The organism is Paraburkholderia caffeinilytica, from assembly GCF_051027425.1.
GTDB classification, from domain to species: domain Bacteria; phylum Pseudomonadota; class Gammaproteobacteria; order Burkholderiales; family Burkholderiaceae; genus Paraburkholderia; species Paraburkholderia caffeinilytica_A.
On record NZ_CP186553.1, the window covers coordinates 2282112 to 2297039 of the forward strand.

A 14928-nucleotide genomic window follows, 5' to 3' on the forward strand; every position below is an offset into this window, starting at 1 on the left:
TCGAGAAAGGAGGTGATCCAGCCGCACCTTCCGATACGGCTACCTTGTTACGACTTCACCCCAGTCATGAATCCTACCGTGGTGACCGTCCTCCTTGCGGTTAGACTAGCCACTTCTGGTAAAACCCACTCCCATGGTGTGACGGGCGGTGTGTACAAGACCCGGGAACGTATTCACCGCGGCATGCTGATCCGCGATTACTAGCGATTCCAGCTTCACGCACTCGAGTTGCAGAGTGCGATCCGGACTACGATCGGTTTTCTGGGATTGGCTCCACCTCGCGGCTTGGCAACCCTCTGTTCCGACCATTGTATGACGTGTGAAGCCCTACCCATAAGGGCCATGAGGACTTGACGTCATCCCCACCTTCCTCCGGTTTGTCACCGGCAGTCTCCCTAGAGTGCTCTTGCGTAGCAACTAGGGACAAGGGTTGCGCTCGTTGCGGGACTTAACCCAACATCTCACGACACGAGCTGACGACAGCCATGCAGCACCTGTGTTATGGCTCCCTTTCGGGCACCCCCACCTCTCAGCAGGGTTCCATACATGTCAAGGGTAGGTAAGGTTTTTCGCGTTGCATCGAATTAATCCACATCATCCACCGCTTGTGCGGGTCCCCGTCAATTCCTTTGAGTTTTAATCTTGCGACCGTACTCCCCAGGCGGTCAACTTCACGCGTTAGCTACGTTACCAAGTCAATGAAGACCCGACAACTAGTTGACATCGTTTAGGGCGTGGACTACCAGGGTATCTAATCCTGTTTGCTCCCCACGCTTTCGTGCATGAGCGTCAGTATTGGCCCAGGGGGCTGCCTTCGCCATCGGTATTCCTCCACATCTCTACGCATTTCACTGCTACACGTGGAATTCTACCCCCCTCTGCCATACTCTAGCCCGCCAGTCACAAATGCAGTTCCCAGGTTAAGCCCGGGGATTTCACATCTGTCTTAGCGAACCGCCTGCGCACGCTTTACGCCCAGTAATTCCGATTAACGCTTGCACCCTACGTATTACCGCGGCTGCTGGCACGTAGTTAGCCGGTGCTTATTCTTCCGGTACCGTCATCCCCCCACCATATTAGGGCGGAGGTTTTCTTTCCGGACAAAAGTGCTTTACAACCCGAAGGCCTTCTTCACACACGCGGCATTGCTGGATCAGGCTTGCGCCCATTGTCCAAAATTCCCCACTGCTGCCTCCCGTAGGAGTCTGGGCCGTGTCTCAGTCCCAGTGTGGCTGGTCGTCCTCTCAGACCAGCTACAGATCGTCGCCTTGGTAGGCCTTTACCCCACCAACTAGCTAATCTGCCATCGGCCGCCCCTGTAGCGAGAGGTCCTAAGATCCCCCCCTTTCCTCCGTAGAGCGTATGCGGTATTAATCCGGCTTTCGCCGGGCTATCCCCCACTACAGGACACGTTCCGATGTATTACTCACCCGTTCGCCACTCGCCACCAGACCGAAGTCCGTGCTGCCGTTCGACTTGCATGTGTAAGGCATGCCGCCAGCGTTCAATCTGAGCCAGGATCAAACTCTTCAGTTCAAACCTGTTACTGTTTTTCGGGCTCTTTCGAACCCGGTCGCTCACTCAACGTACTGACGAATGATCATCCCATCGGCGTGAATCCACCCCGACAGGAAAACCTTCCTTTAATACTAGTGTGAGACTTGATACTTTCGCTTATGCCAGACCCCGAAAGATCCAGCTCGCGTCGCGCATCAAGCGCCCACACTTATCGGCTGTTAATTTTTAAAGATCGATCCGCATTCACTACCGAAACCGCACCGCGCCGCACACCTCGCAACCACCGGCACCGCTTCGTTCTGCGTCGCTGCATCTGCAGCAGAGAAACGAGATTATGGAGAACGGTCGGCATGTCGTCAATCCCTCCCATGCAATTATTTTCAAAAAGTTGAGAAGCACCGAACCAGCGCTAGTTCGCGCACCACGAAAATACTTAGTTATCCGAGATATTTTTTGCCAAATACCAGCAATTGCAATTTTTTGCAAGCGAGAAACACCAACTCTATCGACCGATCCCGCGCAACCGGAGACGTGGGAGACGTGGGAGACGTGGGAGACGTGGGAGATGGGAGATGGGAGATCGGGAGATCGGGAGATCGGGAGATCGGGAGATCGGGAGATCGGGAAGATGAGGGGATGCAGCGAGAACGAGCGAATCGAGGACGCGCAATAGAAACCGTGGAAACTGCGCGCGAGCCAAGAAGACAAAGAACAAACGAGAAGCGCGAACGCGCAGAGCGGTCCCACGACATACTCTTCGGCGCGCGCAGCGTCGCCGGAAGTATGACGCCCTTGTCACCAGGGCGGAGTGTGCGAGGACACAGATTCCAGATGCACCACTACCGTGGCTGTGCGGGGGACCCGCTTCAGAATTAGCGGTGTGAGCCGCTTTCTTTGCTTATCTTTCTTTGCGGCGGCAAAGAAAGTAAGTGCCGCCCCGCACAGGGGCAAACGCTAATAAACCAATAAGAAAGCAAGGAAAGGCCAACACCCCAAGGCAAACAAAACAAACCGCACAGAACAAACAAAAACCCAATCCGCGCGCGCACACTTCACTGTGCGCTTCAGCATCGCCGAAACTGGCGACTAACATGAAGCCCTGAGCGCGGCCAACACGCATGAGCAAACTCGGCATGTCGCGCGCGACTCGACTCCACCACCACCTCATCCAATCAACCCTTCCGGCTCAAAAACCACCGCCCCCCAAGCCCCGGCAATCACCCCACAACGCCCCAACCGCACCGCACCCTGCTCAAAATCAACAAACACCACCTCATCCGCGTGAAGCGGCCGCACCGGCCAATCACCACTACGCCCATCAGTCAGAATCCACAACCAGCGCTGCTGCGCAGGCTTACGTCGAGCGCTACGCTCCAGCACCTGCGCGGCCAGCCGCACGCCAGACGCAAGCGGCGTCCCCCCGCCCCCACCCACCGGCCTTAGCCACCGCTCATTCCACCAACGCGGCACAGCAGGACCAAACCGCAAATCCGCACCCGCCCCACCAAAACACACCAGCGCCGCCTCGGCCCGCGCAGTACTCGCACGATCGAACAACGCACTCAGCAACCCTTTCGCAAGTGCGAGACGCTGACCACCCAGCATGGAACCCGAACAATCGAGCACGAAACAGTGCAGCACACCACCGCGCGGCACCTCGCGCACGAACCGCAGATGCTCTGCACGCAAGGCATCCTGACGCATCGCGGCAAACGTCGGCAGCCAGGCGATACGCTTACCCGGCGCGCCTTGCAAACGGCCACGCGAACCTGCACCGGCACCTTGCCGCCATCGAAAACCGCTGCGCGAGTCAGCGGCGGCGCCCTTCCGATGGCTCAGCGTTTTTTTGCGTTGAGCGGAATGACGCCTTTCACCTGCGCGACGCCCGTAGGCTGCGGTGGCAAGTAACCCCAATCGCTATCGCCGGCAGCAGCAGCACCGGGCGTTGTCTCGTGCGAAGGTTGTGAAGACGCAGCATTCGCATCGTCACCAGCCTGCCGCGATGCTTCATTCCCACGCACGTCACCCTCCGCACGTGCCTCACGATCGTGACGCCTATGCATCAACACCGCCTCGGCGACCCGCCCGACATGCTCAGTCGTGACCGCAGCCGCCTGCTCCAGTGCCGCCAATGCCCGCGCCGCGCGCAACATCACGAGATCGGCGCGCAAGCCATCGACCGCCGCGTCGATGCATAACGCGCTGACATGCGCATGCACAGCGTCGTCGAAATCGAGTTGCGGCAGTACTTCACGCGCCGCACGAATCCGCTGAACATACGTTTCCTGTTGCTGCGCATATCCAGCGCGAAAGCCGCGCGGATCGAGATCGAACGCGAGACGTGCCTTGACGATCTGCTGACGCACCTGCGGCTCAAAACAGTTCTGCAACTCGACCATCAAACCGAAGCGGTCGATCAGTTGCGGCCGCAACTCGCCTTCTTCCGGATTCATCGTGCCGATCAGCACGAAGCTCGCATCGTGACTATGCGAGACGCCATCGCGCTCGACGGTATTCACGCCGCTGGCGGCCGCATCGAGCAATGCATCGACGAGCGCGTCGGGCAGCAGATTCACCTCATCGACGTACAGCACGCCGCGATGCGCTTTCGCGAGCAAACCAGGCGAAAAGCGCACCGAGCTGTCGCGCAACACCGTTTCGATATCGAGCGTGCCGATCAAGCGGTCTTCACTCGCGCCGAGCGGCAAATTCACCAATTGCCCTTCCGGCAACAATTCGGCGAGCGCGCGCGCCGCAGTCGATTTGGCCGTGCCGCGCGGCCCGCTCACCAGCACGCCACCCAGACCGGGATCGATCGCGGCCAACAGAAGCGCCTGCTGCAACGGTGCCTGACCGATCAGCGCAGCAAATGGAAAAGCGGGCCGTTGGGTCGCTGCATTCATGTTTGCATTCCTTCGATCTGCTGCTCGCTCGCGAGCAAATGCTGTTCGACTTGCGCGCGATAATCGCCGGGCGCTTGCCACAAACCGCGCTGCATCGCTTCGAGCAGACGCTCGCAGATCGAATGCATGGCGTGCGGATTGTGCCGCTGCAAGAACTCGCGCGTATCGGCGTCGTTCAGATAAGCATCGGCGACAAGCGCATATTGATGATCGGCGACCACTCGCGCAGTGGCATCGTAGCCGTAGAGATAATCGACCGTCGCCGCGATTTCCGCGGCGCCTTTGTAGCCGTGGCGCTTCACGCCATCGAGCCATTTCGGATTAACCACGCGTGACCGGACCACTCGCGCAATTTCTTCATGCAGCGTGCGAACGCGCGGCGCAGCCGGGTTGCTGTGGTCCGCGTGATAGATCTGCGGCTGCTGGCCCGCCAGATGCCGCACCGCCGCGACCATGCCGCCCTGGAACTGATAGTAATCATTCGAATCGAGCAGGTCGTGCTCGCGGTTGTCCTGGTTCTGCAGCACCACGTCCATTGCGGCAAGACGTGTGCCGAACGCGTGACGCGCCTCTTCGCCGGCGCTTTTCTGCGTGTAGGCATAACCGCCCCACGCCTGATACGCGTTCGCGAGATCGGCGTCGGTTTGCCACGGCTGCGAGTCGATCATGTCCTGCAGACCCGCGCCATATGCGCCGGGCCGCGCGCTGAAGACACGCCAGCCGGCGCGCTTGCGCGCTTCGGCGGCATCCATGCCGCGCGCAATCAGCGCGTCGCGTTCGCGCAGCACGCGTGCGCGAATCGGGTTCAGGTCTTCGGGTTCGTCGAGTTCAGCCACGGCCTGCACGGCGGCGTCGAACAGATGCATCACGTTCGCAAAGGCATCGCGGAAAAAACCGGACACGCGCAAGGTAACGTCGATACGCGGCCGGTCGAATACTTCGATCGGCATGATCTCGAAGTCGGTCACACGGTGACTGCCTGGCGCCCATTTCGGCCGCACGCCGAGCAAAGCAAGCGCCTGGGCAATATCGTCGCCACCGGTGCGCATGGTTGCGGTGCCCCAAACGGAAAGGCCAATTGCACGCGGGTAGTCGCCCTTTTCCTGCAGATGCCGCTCGATCAACTGCTGCGCGGATTTCAAACCAAGCGACCATGCCGCTTGAGTCGGCACGACGCGCGTATCGACGGAATAGAAGTTGCGACCGGTGGGCAGCACGTCAGGCCGTCCACGCGAAGGCGACCCGCTCGGCCCCGGCGGCACGAAGCGCCCTTCGAGCCCGCGCTTCAGATGCCTCATTTCCTCTGGACCGCAGGCGTCGAGTCGCAGCAATACGTCGTTGCGCAGTCGCTCGATCACTCGCTCCGCCTGGGGCAAGCTCCCGTTCACGGGCGCCGCATTGAACGTTCCGTCACCACACACTTCGCGCAACATTTCGGCTGCCAGCAGTTCCAGGCGCTCGCGTGTATCGCCGCAGTGCCGCCACGGCGCATCGCTCACCTGCTGCAATACATCAGGACGCGGACCATCCCACGCCGCCGACCAATCTACCGACAGCGGATCGAACAGATGATCCATCCGCAGATCGCGCGCCAATGCATCGATCAAACCCGCCTTGCCGCCATGGCCATCACCAACCGGAAAGCGCCCCAAAGCCAGCAACGTATCGCGCCGCTGCACCCCGTCAGGCGATTGCCCGAACGTATGCAAACCATCGCGAATCTGTGCTTCCTTCAACTCGCACAGCCATGCATCGACGCGCGTCAGCAGCGCGTCCTCGGCGTCCTGTCCATTCGGCTCCGCAAGACTCAGTTCGTCATGCAGCTTATGCTCGACGATGGTCGCGAGAATGGTGCGCCTCAACAGCTTTGAGCGGCGCGGGTCGACCATCAGCGCTTCATAGTATTCGTCGACCTGACGCTCGAGGTCCTGCAACGGCCCGTAAGTTTCGGCGCGTGTGAGCGGCGGCATCAGGTGATCGATGATGACGGCCTGCGCGCGGCGCTTCGCCTGACTCCCCTCGCCCGGATCGTTGACGATGAACGGGTACAGATGCGGCATCGGTCCGAGAATCAGATCGGGCCAGCAGGCATCGCTCAACGCGACGCTCTTGCCGGGCAGCCATTCAAGATTGCCGTGCTTGCCGACATGCACAACTGCATCGACGCCGAACTGATGACGCAACCAGAAATAGAACGCCAGATACGCATGCGGCGGCACGAGCTCAGCGTCGTGATAGCTCGCGTAATCGCCCTGCTCACGCGAACGCGACGGTTGAATGCCGACGAACACTTGCCCGCAGCGCCAGCCCGCGATCATGAAACGGCCGCGCCGCAAGGTCGGATCCTGTTCGGGCGAGCCCCAGCGCGCGTTCAATGCATTGCGAGCTTCCGCCGGCAACGCGTTGAAGTACAAAAGGTAATCGTCGAGCGCAAGGCTTTGCAATGCGGGCCGCAAATCGCGCACCACGGGATCGTTGGTCACGCCTTCGGTCAATGCCTTCAGCAGCGCGTCGCCATCAGCAGGCAATGTGGCGAGACGGTATCCCTCAGCGCGCAACATCGACAGAATGCCGACCACCGAGGCCGGCGTATCGAGCCCCACGCCATTGCCGATGCGCCCTTCACTCATCGGATAGTTGGCGAGGATCAGCGCGAGTTTTTTGTCCGCGTTATCGAGCGTGCGCAGGCGGCACCAGCGGCGGCTCAGTTCGGCCAGAAAGCCGACACGTTCGAGGTCAGGCTGGTAGCGGACCACATCGACTTCGGTATGCGGACAACGATACGCGAGCCCCTTGAAACTGATCGCCCGCGTGATGATGCGTCCATCCACTTCCGGCAGCGCGATATGCATGGCGATATCGCGCGAGTTGAGGCCCTGATTGTCCTTGAGCCAATCCTCGCGATTGCCCCCGCTCAGAATCACCTGCATGACCGGCGCGTCACCGGCGAGCGCAAGCGGCTCGGGGTCGTCGATGGCAGATGCGGCGAATGCAGTCGTATTCAGCACCAATGCGACATCGTGTTGCGCACACAACTGCTGCACGACTTCGCGGCTCATCGCATCTTTCAGCGAGGTAATCGCGATCGGCAGTGGATTCAGGCCCTGTGCTTCGAGCGCATCGATCAGCGCATCGAACACAGCCGTGTTGGCCGCTTGCAGATGCGCCTTGTAGAACAGAATCGCGGCGACCGGCGCGCCCTTGACCCAGCGCGCCTGCCAATCGGCCACAGTCGGCGTATCGCGTTCGGAATGGTAGAGCGTCGCGGCCGGCAACGCACGCGGCGGCGCAGGCTCGCGCCCCCAGCCAAGCGCGCGATACGCGATCGCGCGCAGGAACGCCTCTGCATTCTGCGGCCCGCCTTCACGCAGATAGCGCCATAGCTGATGACACAGATCGGCGTCGGCGGTGCTGCGCGCGAGCAGGTTCGGGTCCTCCTGCAGATCGCCGGAGAACATCGCGAGCGTCTGCTGCTTGCGCTCGGCGAGCGCGACCACCTGTTCGATTCCGTACGGCCAGTACGCCTCGCCGCCCAGATGATCGACCACCACGACACGCGCATGCTGCAACACGTCTTCGACGTAGAAATCGACCGAAGCCGGCTGCCGCAAATACGTGACGTTCGCGAGCCGTAAGCTTGGGAAGCCTTCACCCAAACGAGGCACCACGCTCGCCAGCAGCGACAGTGTCGTATCGGCGGAACTGAGCACCACGATATCCGCAGGCTGCTGATCGATACGGATCACGCCTTGCGTATCGTCGACAAAACCACCCGGCGTGGTGCGCAGCAGATGCATGACCGGTTACGCCTGTTGCGGCTGAGCGCTTGCCACGGCGCCCAACGCGGCGTCGAATGCCTGTTGCAGCGCGGCCTGGTCGAGGTCTTCACCGATCAGCACGAAGCGGCTTTGCTGGCCTGCGCCTGTTTCGCCCGCTTGCCAGCGCCGGTCGAAGTAACTATCGAAACGACGGCCCACGCCCTGAATCACCAGGCGCATCGCGGCGCCCGGCAATGCCGCGAAGCCTTTGATGCGGTAAATCGTGTTGGTTTCGACCAGCCCTTGCAACGCGGCGATCACAGCCTCGCGCGAGGAAACATTCGCGTGCACCACCACCGAATCGAATTCGTCGTGATGGTGATCGGCGTCTTCGGCCGAACCATGGTGATCGTGACGCAGGTGAATCGTTTCTTCAGAAGCCGCTTCCAGGCCGAGCAATGTATGCAGATCGAGCTGGCCCATCTGCGCACGCACGATCTTCACTTGCGACGGAATTTCCTCACGAATGGCGGCTTCGACAGACGCTTGCTGCGCATCGTCGAGCAAATCCGTTTTGTTCAGAATCACCAGATCGGCCGCCGACAATTGATCTTCGAACAGCTCGTGCAGCGGCGATTCGTGATCGAGATTCGGATCGGCCTTGCGTTGTGCATCCACGGCGACCGGATTGTCGGCGAACTGGCCACTCGCAGCGGCCGGGCCGTCAACCACGGTGACGACCGCGTCGACAGTGAAGCTGTTCTTGATCTGCGGCCAGTTGAACGCCTGCACCAGCGGCTTCGGCAACGCGAGACCGGACGTCTCGATCAGCACGTGATCGATCTGCTCGCGGCGTTCCACCAGCTTTTCCATCACCGGGAAAAACTCTTCCTGCACGGTGCAGCACAGGCAGCCGTTCGCAAGTTCATACAGTTGCCCTTCAGTTTCGACGCCGTTTTCATCGCAACCGATCCCGCAACCCTTGAGGATTTCCCCGTCGATGCCGAGTTCGCCGAATTCGTTGACGATCACCGCGATGCGCTTGCCGCCCGCATGCTGAAGAATGTGCCGCAGCAGTGTGGTCTTGCCGCTGCCGAGAAAGCCCGTGACGATGGTGACGGGGATCTTGCGCATTTGAGTTTGCATCGTGAGGTCCATCCGTAGGAGTTGCATGAGCACGCCGGCGCGCCTGCGCATTTGGCTGTATAGGCCGGGCAAACGGGGCAGATGCACCCAGCCACGACATAACCACACTAACCAGACACGAGGACGAATAACGGCGTTGCCGGGGCAACAGAAAACAGAAAACGGGAATGAGGTCATGAACGCGCCGCCGCATCCCCGCGGTGGTCATTCTGCGTAGTCTGGCCGGTATCCGGGCTGGCGAAAGCGCCGCTTCCCCTTCCCGGACGAGTGGTTTCTCGCCCAGTGGTTATATGCCGACGCGGCCTTGCGCGTGGACATCGAAGCCGGCTCCGCGGCGCCAGGCAAACAGCCTGGAACCGCTTTTCGCTTACCGTTGCGGGGGCAGCACAGGTTGACCCGGTCCATTGCAGGTGGGCACCCTGTTTCCCGTTTAACTGCATGCGCACGAGCGCGCATGCGAGCACCAAAGTGCGTGCGAGTTTAGGCCGGGAGCCCCGTGCCGTCAAGGAAACGCAGGGGCTGACAGGGCCTTTCCGCAGTGCCGGCGCGGCCTGCCGTGTGCTATCGTATGCGCGCGTTTGGTGCCCGCACATGCGTTCGCATGTGCAGTTAAACGGGAAACAGGCCGCGCTCGCTGCGCGCAACCTGTGCTGTCCCCGCAACGGTAAGCGACCTGCGGTGCTTGCGCATCGCGCATGCGTTTTTGATGCCACTGTCTGACGAATCCGGACGGGAAGGCAAAACGCATGAGGCCGCCAGCCCGGATACCGGCCAGACGCGGAGGCAGTGAACGTCACGCTGCCGGCCGCCGGAATCCGCGAGGGACGGATGTGAAGGCGCTGAAGCACGACGTGGCGCGGCCGTTGGCGTTTTCCCATAGTGAACGGGGAACGCGGCGGGCAGCGTTGTTCGTCGCGCGTACTCTGTCATACCGCATGACCTCGATTTCCGCCGCCTCGGGCCTCTTCGCGTCCCACCCGTTCCCGCTTGTCACGACATGGCGCGCGCCATGCACGCCGCGATGAGCCGCGCCTGGCTGATCGGCGCCGGTCCCGGCGACGTCGAACTGATGACGCTCAAGGCAACGCGCGCCCTGGCACAAGCCGATGTGGTGCTGGTCGACGATCTGGTGAACCCCGACGTGCTGCAGTTCGCACGCGCCGACGCGCAGGTCGTGTACGTCGGCAAACGTGGCGGGCATCCGTCGACGCCGCAGGCCGGCATCGTCGCGCAGATGCTCGACCATGTGCAGGCTGGGCGCAGCGTCGCCCGTTTGAAAGGCGGCGATCCGTTCGTGTTCGGCCGTGGCGGCGAAGAACAGCAGGCGCTGCACGCAGCGGGCATCAGCGTGGACGTGATCAACGGCATCACCGCCGGGATTGCAGCGCCCGCGGCAATCGGTATTCCTGTCACGCATCGCGATTACGCGCAGGGCGTGGTGTTCGTTACCGGGCACGGCGCCGGCAGTGGCGAGCCGGATTGGGCCGCGCTCGTCGCCACGCGAATGACACTGGTGATCTATATGGGTATGCGTCGCCTGAGCGATATCGCCGGCGCGTTGCTCGCGGCCGGCATGAGCGCCGATACGCCGTGCGCGGCGATCGAATCGGCGACGCGTCCCGAGCAACGGCACGTGCTCGCGCGGCTCGGCGAGTTCGTGAAGGCGGTCTCACATGCCGGACTCGGATCGCCGGCGATCGTGGTGATCGGCGGCGTGGCGTCGCTGGCTTTGGCGCGGAATGCCGCGAAAGCCAGTATGGCGAGCAAGCTGGACACGCAATGAAAACACTCGCCATCGGCATCGGCTGCCGCCTGCACAGCCCGGCTGAGCAGATCGAAGCGGCCGTGCGCGCTGCACTCGGCTCGCATGCATTCGATGAAATCGGCACGATTGCCTCGATCGACACCAAAGCCCACGAAGCCGGTCTGCTCGAATTCTGCGCACGTCACGCGCTGCCGCTGAAGTTGTTCAGCCGCGAACAGATTGCGGCGATAGCGGTGGACGATCCGTCGTCGCCCGCACGCGAGCATCTCGGTGTAGACGGCGTCTGCGAACCGTGCGCCTTGCTCGCTGCTGCGGCGACGGCCGGATCCGATACGGCCAGCGCACCTCGTGCGGTTCATGCATCAGTTGCATCGGCCACTGCCGCCGTCGCATCGATCACACCCAATACCCGCAACGCACAACTACTCGTGCGCAAAACCATCCACAACGGCGTCACGGTGGCGATAGCCTCAACCACCGCCCACCCCGTCGGCGAACAGACAAACAACGACCCTCAAGAACAGGATCTTCCATGAAGACCGATCCCGAATCGCATCAACGTATGACCGAGCGCCGGCGCGAAGGCCACGAGAAAAAACAGGCCAGCGCCACGGTCGAAAAAGGTCTGCTGATCGTCAACACCGGCACCGGTAAAGGCAAAACCACGGCAGCGTTCGGCATGGCCGTGCGCGTGCTGGGGCACGGCATGCGCCTGGGCGTCGTGCAATTCATCAAAGGCGCGCTGCATACCTCGGAGCGCGATTTCCTCGGTGCGATCGCCAATTGCGATTTCGTCACGATGGGCGACGGCTACACCTGGAACACCCAGAATCGTGACGCCGACATCGCCACCGCGCGCAAAGGCTGGGACGAAGCGCGCCGCATGATCGAGAGCGGCGACTATCAGATGGTGATCCTCGACGAACTGAACACGGTGCTGAAGTACGAATACCTGCCGCTCGACGAAGTGCTGTCGGTCCTGAACGCGCGCGCGGAGATGCTGCACGTGGTGGTGACCGGCCGCCACGCGCCGGACGCACTGATCGAAGCCGCCGACCTCGTCACCGAAATGCGCATCGTCAAGCACCCGTATCGCGAGCAAGGCGTGAAAGCGCAGCGCGGCGTGGAGTTCTGAGCGATGTCAGCGTCCCCCAAGGGGGCTTCGTTCGAAGCGTCCGTCAATCCCCCAAGGGGGCTTCCTGCGGGGCAGAAGGCGTCCTTCGGGGCATCCCCTGAGCGGACTTCGTCCGGAGGAGCGTGCCCCGCCCTGTTCATCAGCGCGCCTGCGTCGGGCCAAGGCAAGACCACGATTACCGCGGGTCTGGCGCGCTACCATCGGCGGCTCGGGCGACGCGTGCGCGTCTTCAAGACGGGTCCGGACTTTCTCGACCCGATGATCCTCGCGCGTGCCAGCGGCGCGCCGGTACTGTCGCTCGATCTGTGGATGGTGGGCGAATCCGCCTGCCGCAACCTGCTGGCGCAAGCAGTAGCCGAAGCGGATCTGATCCTGATCGAAGGCGTGATGGGTCTGTACGACGGCACGCCGAGCAGCGCCGATCTCGCCACCACGTTCGGCGTACCGGTGCTCGCGGTGATTTCGGCGAAAGCGATGGCGCAGACCTTTGGCGCGGTCGCTTTCGGCCTGGCGCAATTCAGGCCGCACGTGCCGTTTTATGGCGTGCTCGCCAATCGTGTCGGCTCCCCAAGACATGCGCAGATGCTCGCCGAAGCGCTACCGCCGAGCCTGCGCTGGTGTGGGCACATTGCCGGTAACGACGAAATCGAATTGCCCGATCGCCATCTCGGCCTGCATCAAGCCGCAGAGATCGAAGACCTGGAAACGCGCCTGGATCGCGCCGCCGATGCGCTCGCGCAAACCACGCTGGCTGAATTGCCGCCGCCGGTCGAATTCGGAGCGCCCGCGCCTGAGGCTCTGCCGCGTCTTCTGGAAGGCAAACGAATCGCGATCGCGCGCGATGCCGCGTTCTCGTTCATCTATCCGGCCAACGTCACGCTGCTGGAGACACTCGGCGCGCACATCGACTATTTCTCCCCGCTCGCCGATGATCCACTGCCAGAGCACGCCGACGCCCTGTACCTCCCTGGCGGCTACCCCGAACTGCATGTCGCAGTGCTCGCAAGCAACACGCAAAGCGCCACAACGATTCGCGCACATGCCGCCGCGAACAAACCGATCGTCGCCGAATGCGGCGGCATGCTGTACCTGCTTGAACAGTTGACCGACACGAGCGGCACCACCACGCCGATGCTCGGCCTGCTACCCGGTCACGCCACGATGCAAACGCGCTTCACCGCGCTCGGCATGCAACAGATCGACAGCCTGCACGGTCCGATGACCGGTCACACCTTCCACTACTCCAGACTGACTACGCCGCTCACGCCGCTGCGTTCAGCCACCCGGCCACACGGCGATGCCCCCGGCGAAAACGTGTTCCGTGCCGGTTCGATTGTGGCAACCTACATGCACGCTTATTGGCCCTCCAACCCGGCCTTCACGGCCGCCCTGTTCCATGGCGAAGCCTTTTAACGATTCCGAGCGGGACGCCGTCTACCGCGCCATTTACGAACGGCGCGACATGCGCCACTTCGTGCGCGAGCCGGTCGACCCTGCCATCTTGCAACGCCTGCTCGACGCGGCGCATCACGCGCCGAGCGTCGGCTTCATGCAGCCCTGGCGCATTGCGCGCATCACCGACCCGGCTTTACGCACGGCATTGCACGCAACGGTCGAAAGCGAACGCCTCGCCACCGCCGACGCCCTCGGCAAGCGGCGCGAAGAGTTCATGAAGCTGAAAGTGGAAGGCATGCTGGACTGCGGCGAACTGCTGGTGATGGCGCTGATGGACGGTCGCGAGCGGCACATCTTCGGACGCCGCACTTTGCCGGAGATGGACCTTGCGTCCGTGGCGTGCGCTATCCAGAACATGTGGCTCGCCGCGCGCGCGGAAGGTTTGGGAATGGGCTGGGTGTCGCTATTCGACGTCGACACGGTCCGTACGCTGCTGCATATGCCCGAAGGCGCGCGGCCGGTGGCGATCCTGTGTCTCGGCCACGTCGATCAGTTCTACAGCGAGCCGATGCTGGAAACCGAGCGCTGGGCAAACCGTATGCCGCTCGCCGATTGCGTGTTCGAAAACCGCTGGCCGGAAGAAAACAAAGCACCCGAATAGAGCGGGCGCGGGGTTCTTACTGCTGCGGCTGAACGGGTTTAAGCGAAACCACATCCGGCACGCCGCTCGCCTGATCGGCCCGCAGTTTCACGCGCCAGTCGGGCGGCGCTTCGAAAGGAAATTTTGCCAGGGCGCTTTTAACGAGTGCCGGCATCGCGTGCAGTGGGTCAGCGTCGCGATCGCTGCTGGCCGCTTTCACGCTATAGACTTCCTGTCCGCTCGACTGCTCGAAAAACCGCAGCGTCAACGAATGCTGATAGGCGCGTCCGCCGAACAGCGCAAACGGGGGTTCGGGCGCGCGTTCGCATGCGCCTGGTGCGCAATCCTTCACGCTCACGCCGACCGTGGCCGGCCGCGTGTCATACGCTATCGACAGTAAATAGTGCGCCGACTTGCCCGCCGTGTCGGTGAAGCCGTTCTTCGTCAGCTCGTCACGCAGCATGGTTTCAAATTGCGGATGATCCGCGCTGGCATCCTGCGAAGGCAGGCGCGCAATCGTATAGGTGCGCTCGCCCTGCAGCGCGGCCGAAGGGTTCGCCGTGTGCACGTCGGCGCTCAAACCCGCGCATCCGGTCAGACTCGCCGCGGCTAGCGCAGCACAGATCAATATCGCTTTCACCAGCTCCTCGCTTCAATAAGATGAGTGT

Annotated in this window: 10 protein-coding genes, 1 rRNA gene and 2 riboswitches; of the genes, 5 read left to right on the forward strand and 6 right to left on the reverse strand. The window is 62.1% G+C overall.

Annotated elements, in window-relative coordinates:
- Nucleotides 1–5: 5 nt before the first annotated feature.
- The 5 genes from ACOSV0_RS30555 to cobW form a co-directional block, all read right to left on the reverse strand.
- A 16S ribosomal RNA gene (locus tag ACOSV0_RS30555) occupies nucleotides 6–1536 on the reverse strand.
- Between the two features lie 1146 nt (nucleotides 1537–2682).
- Nucleotides 2683–3222 carry a vWA domain-containing protein gene (locus ACOSV0_RS30560; RefSeq protein WP_434110977.1) on the reverse strand — a complete coding sequence of 180 codons (540 nt, stop codon included), beginning with the start codon at nucleotides 3220–3222 and terminating at the stop codon, nucleotides 2683–2685.
- A 131-nt stretch (nucleotides 3223–3353) separates the two neighbouring features.
- On the reverse strand, nucleotides 3354–4421 hold the full coding sequence (locus ACOSV0_RS30565; protein WP_434110979.1) for an ATP-binding protein: 1068 nt from the start codon (nucleotides 4419–4421) through the stop codon (nucleotides 3354–3356).
- Nucleotides 4418–8218, reverse strand: coding sequence for a cobaltochelatase subunit CobN (cobN, locus tag ACOSV0_RS30570; protein WP_434110980.1), 3801 nt, complete (start codon nucleotides 8216–8218; stop codon nucleotides 4418–4420). The genes ACOSV0_RS30565 and cobN overlap by 4 nt, the downstream gene beginning before the upstream one ends.
- A 6-nt stretch (nucleotides 8219–8224) precedes the next feature.
- Nucleotides 8225–9325, reverse strand: a complete 1101-nt coding sequence (gene cobW / locus ACOSV0_RS30575; protein WP_434110982.1) for a cobalamin biosynthesis protein CobW — start codon at nucleotides 9323–9325, stop codon at nucleotides 8225–8227.
- Nucleotides 9326–9528: 203 nt separating this feature from the next.
- A riboswitch (cobalamin riboswitch) is annotated at nucleotides 9529–9808 on the reverse strand.
- Nucleotides 9809–9887: 79 nt separating this feature from the next.
- Nucleotides 9888–10115: riboswitch (cobalamin riboswitch) on the forward strand.
- Between the two features lie 231 nt (nucleotides 10116–10346).
- On the opposite strand from cobW, the gene cobA reads away from it, so the two are divergent.
- From cobA to bluB, 5 genes are read left to right on the forward strand one after another with little or no spacing between them, the layout of a single operon-like run.
- Nucleotides 10347–11108 (forward strand): uroporphyrinogen-III C-methyltransferase, encoded by a 762-nt coding sequence (gene cobA / locus ACOSV0_RS30580; protein ID WP_434115902.1) that lies wholly within the window; start codon nucleotides 10347–10349, stop codon nucleotides 11106–11108.
- Nucleotides 11105–11626, forward strand: coding sequence for a cobalamin biosynthesis protein (locus tag ACOSV0_RS30585; RefSeq protein WP_434110984.1), 522 nt, complete (start codon nucleotides 11105–11107; stop codon nucleotides 11624–11626). Before cobA ends, ACOSV0_RS30585 begins: the two co-directional genes overlap by 4 nt.
- Complete coding sequence (gene cobO, locus ACOSV0_RS30590; RefSeq protein WP_074287655.1) at nucleotides 11623–12225, forward strand: cob(I)yrinic acid a,c-diamide adenosyltransferase; 603 nt, start codon at nucleotides 11623–11625, stop codon at nucleotides 12223–12225. Before ACOSV0_RS30585 ends, cobO begins: the two co-directional genes overlap by 4 nt.
- Before the next feature lie 3 nt (nucleotides 12226–12228).
- Entirely contained in the window at nucleotides 12229–13638 is a 1410-nt protein-coding gene (locus tag ACOSV0_RS30595; protein WP_434110986.1) for a cobyrinate a,c-diamide synthase, read from the forward strand.
- The gene (gene bluB / locus ACOSV0_RS30600; RefSeq protein ID WP_434110988.1) at nucleotides 13622–14281 is read left to right on the forward strand and encodes a 5,6-dimethylbenzimidazole synthase; all 660 of its coding nucleotides are present in this window, start codon (nucleotides 13622–13624) and stop codon (nucleotides 14279–14281) included. The genes ACOSV0_RS30595 and bluB overlap by 17 nt, the downstream gene beginning before the upstream one ends.
- Before the next feature lie 16 nt (nucleotides 14282–14297).
- On the opposite strand, the gene ACOSV0_RS30605 is transcribed toward bluB, so the two are convergent.
- Complete coding sequence (locus ACOSV0_RS30605; RefSeq protein WP_434115904.1) at nucleotides 14298–14903, reverse strand: DUF4136 domain-containing protein; 606 nt, start codon at nucleotides 14901–14903, stop codon at nucleotides 14298–14300.
- Nucleotides 14904–14928 lie beyond the last annotated feature (25 nt).

Excerpts from the sequence above, each read along its gene's own strand:
- ACOSV0_RS30560 (WP_434110977.1), bottom strand. The coding sequence starts at position 3,222 with ATGCGTCAGGATGCCTTGCGTGCAGAGCATCTGCGGTTCGTGCGCGAG.
- ACOSV0_RS30565 (WP_434110979.1), bottom strand. The coding sequence starts at position 4,421 with ATGAATGCAGCGACCCAACGGCCCGCTTTTCCATTTGCTGCGCTGATC.
- cobN (WP_434110980.1), bottom strand. The coding sequence starts at position 8,218 with ATGCATCTGCTGCGCACCACGCCGGGTGGTTTTGTCGACGATACGCAA.
- cobW (WP_434110982.1), bottom strand. The coding sequence starts at position 9,325 with ATGCAAACTCAAATGCGCAAGATCCCCGTCACCATCGTCACGGGCTTT.
- cobA (WP_434115902.1), top strand. The coding sequence starts at position 10,347 with ATGAGCCGCGCCTGGCTGATCGGCGCCGGTCCCGGCGACGTCGAACTG.
- ACOSV0_RS30585 (WP_434110984.1), top strand. The coding sequence starts at position 11,105 with ATGAAAACACTCGCCATCGGCATCGGCTGCCGCCTGCACAGCCCGGCT.
- cobO (WP_074287655.1), top strand. The coding sequence starts at position 11,623 with ATGAAGACCGATCCCGAATCGCATCAACGTATGACCGAGCGCCGGCGC.
- ACOSV0_RS30595 (WP_434110986.1), top strand. The coding sequence starts at position 12,229 with ATGTCAGCGTCCCCCAAGGGGGCTTCGTTCGAAGCGTCCGTCAATCCC.
- bluB (WP_434110988.1), top strand. The coding sequence starts at position 13,622 with ATGGCGAAGCCTTTTAACGATTCCGAGCGGGACGCCGTCTACCGCGCC.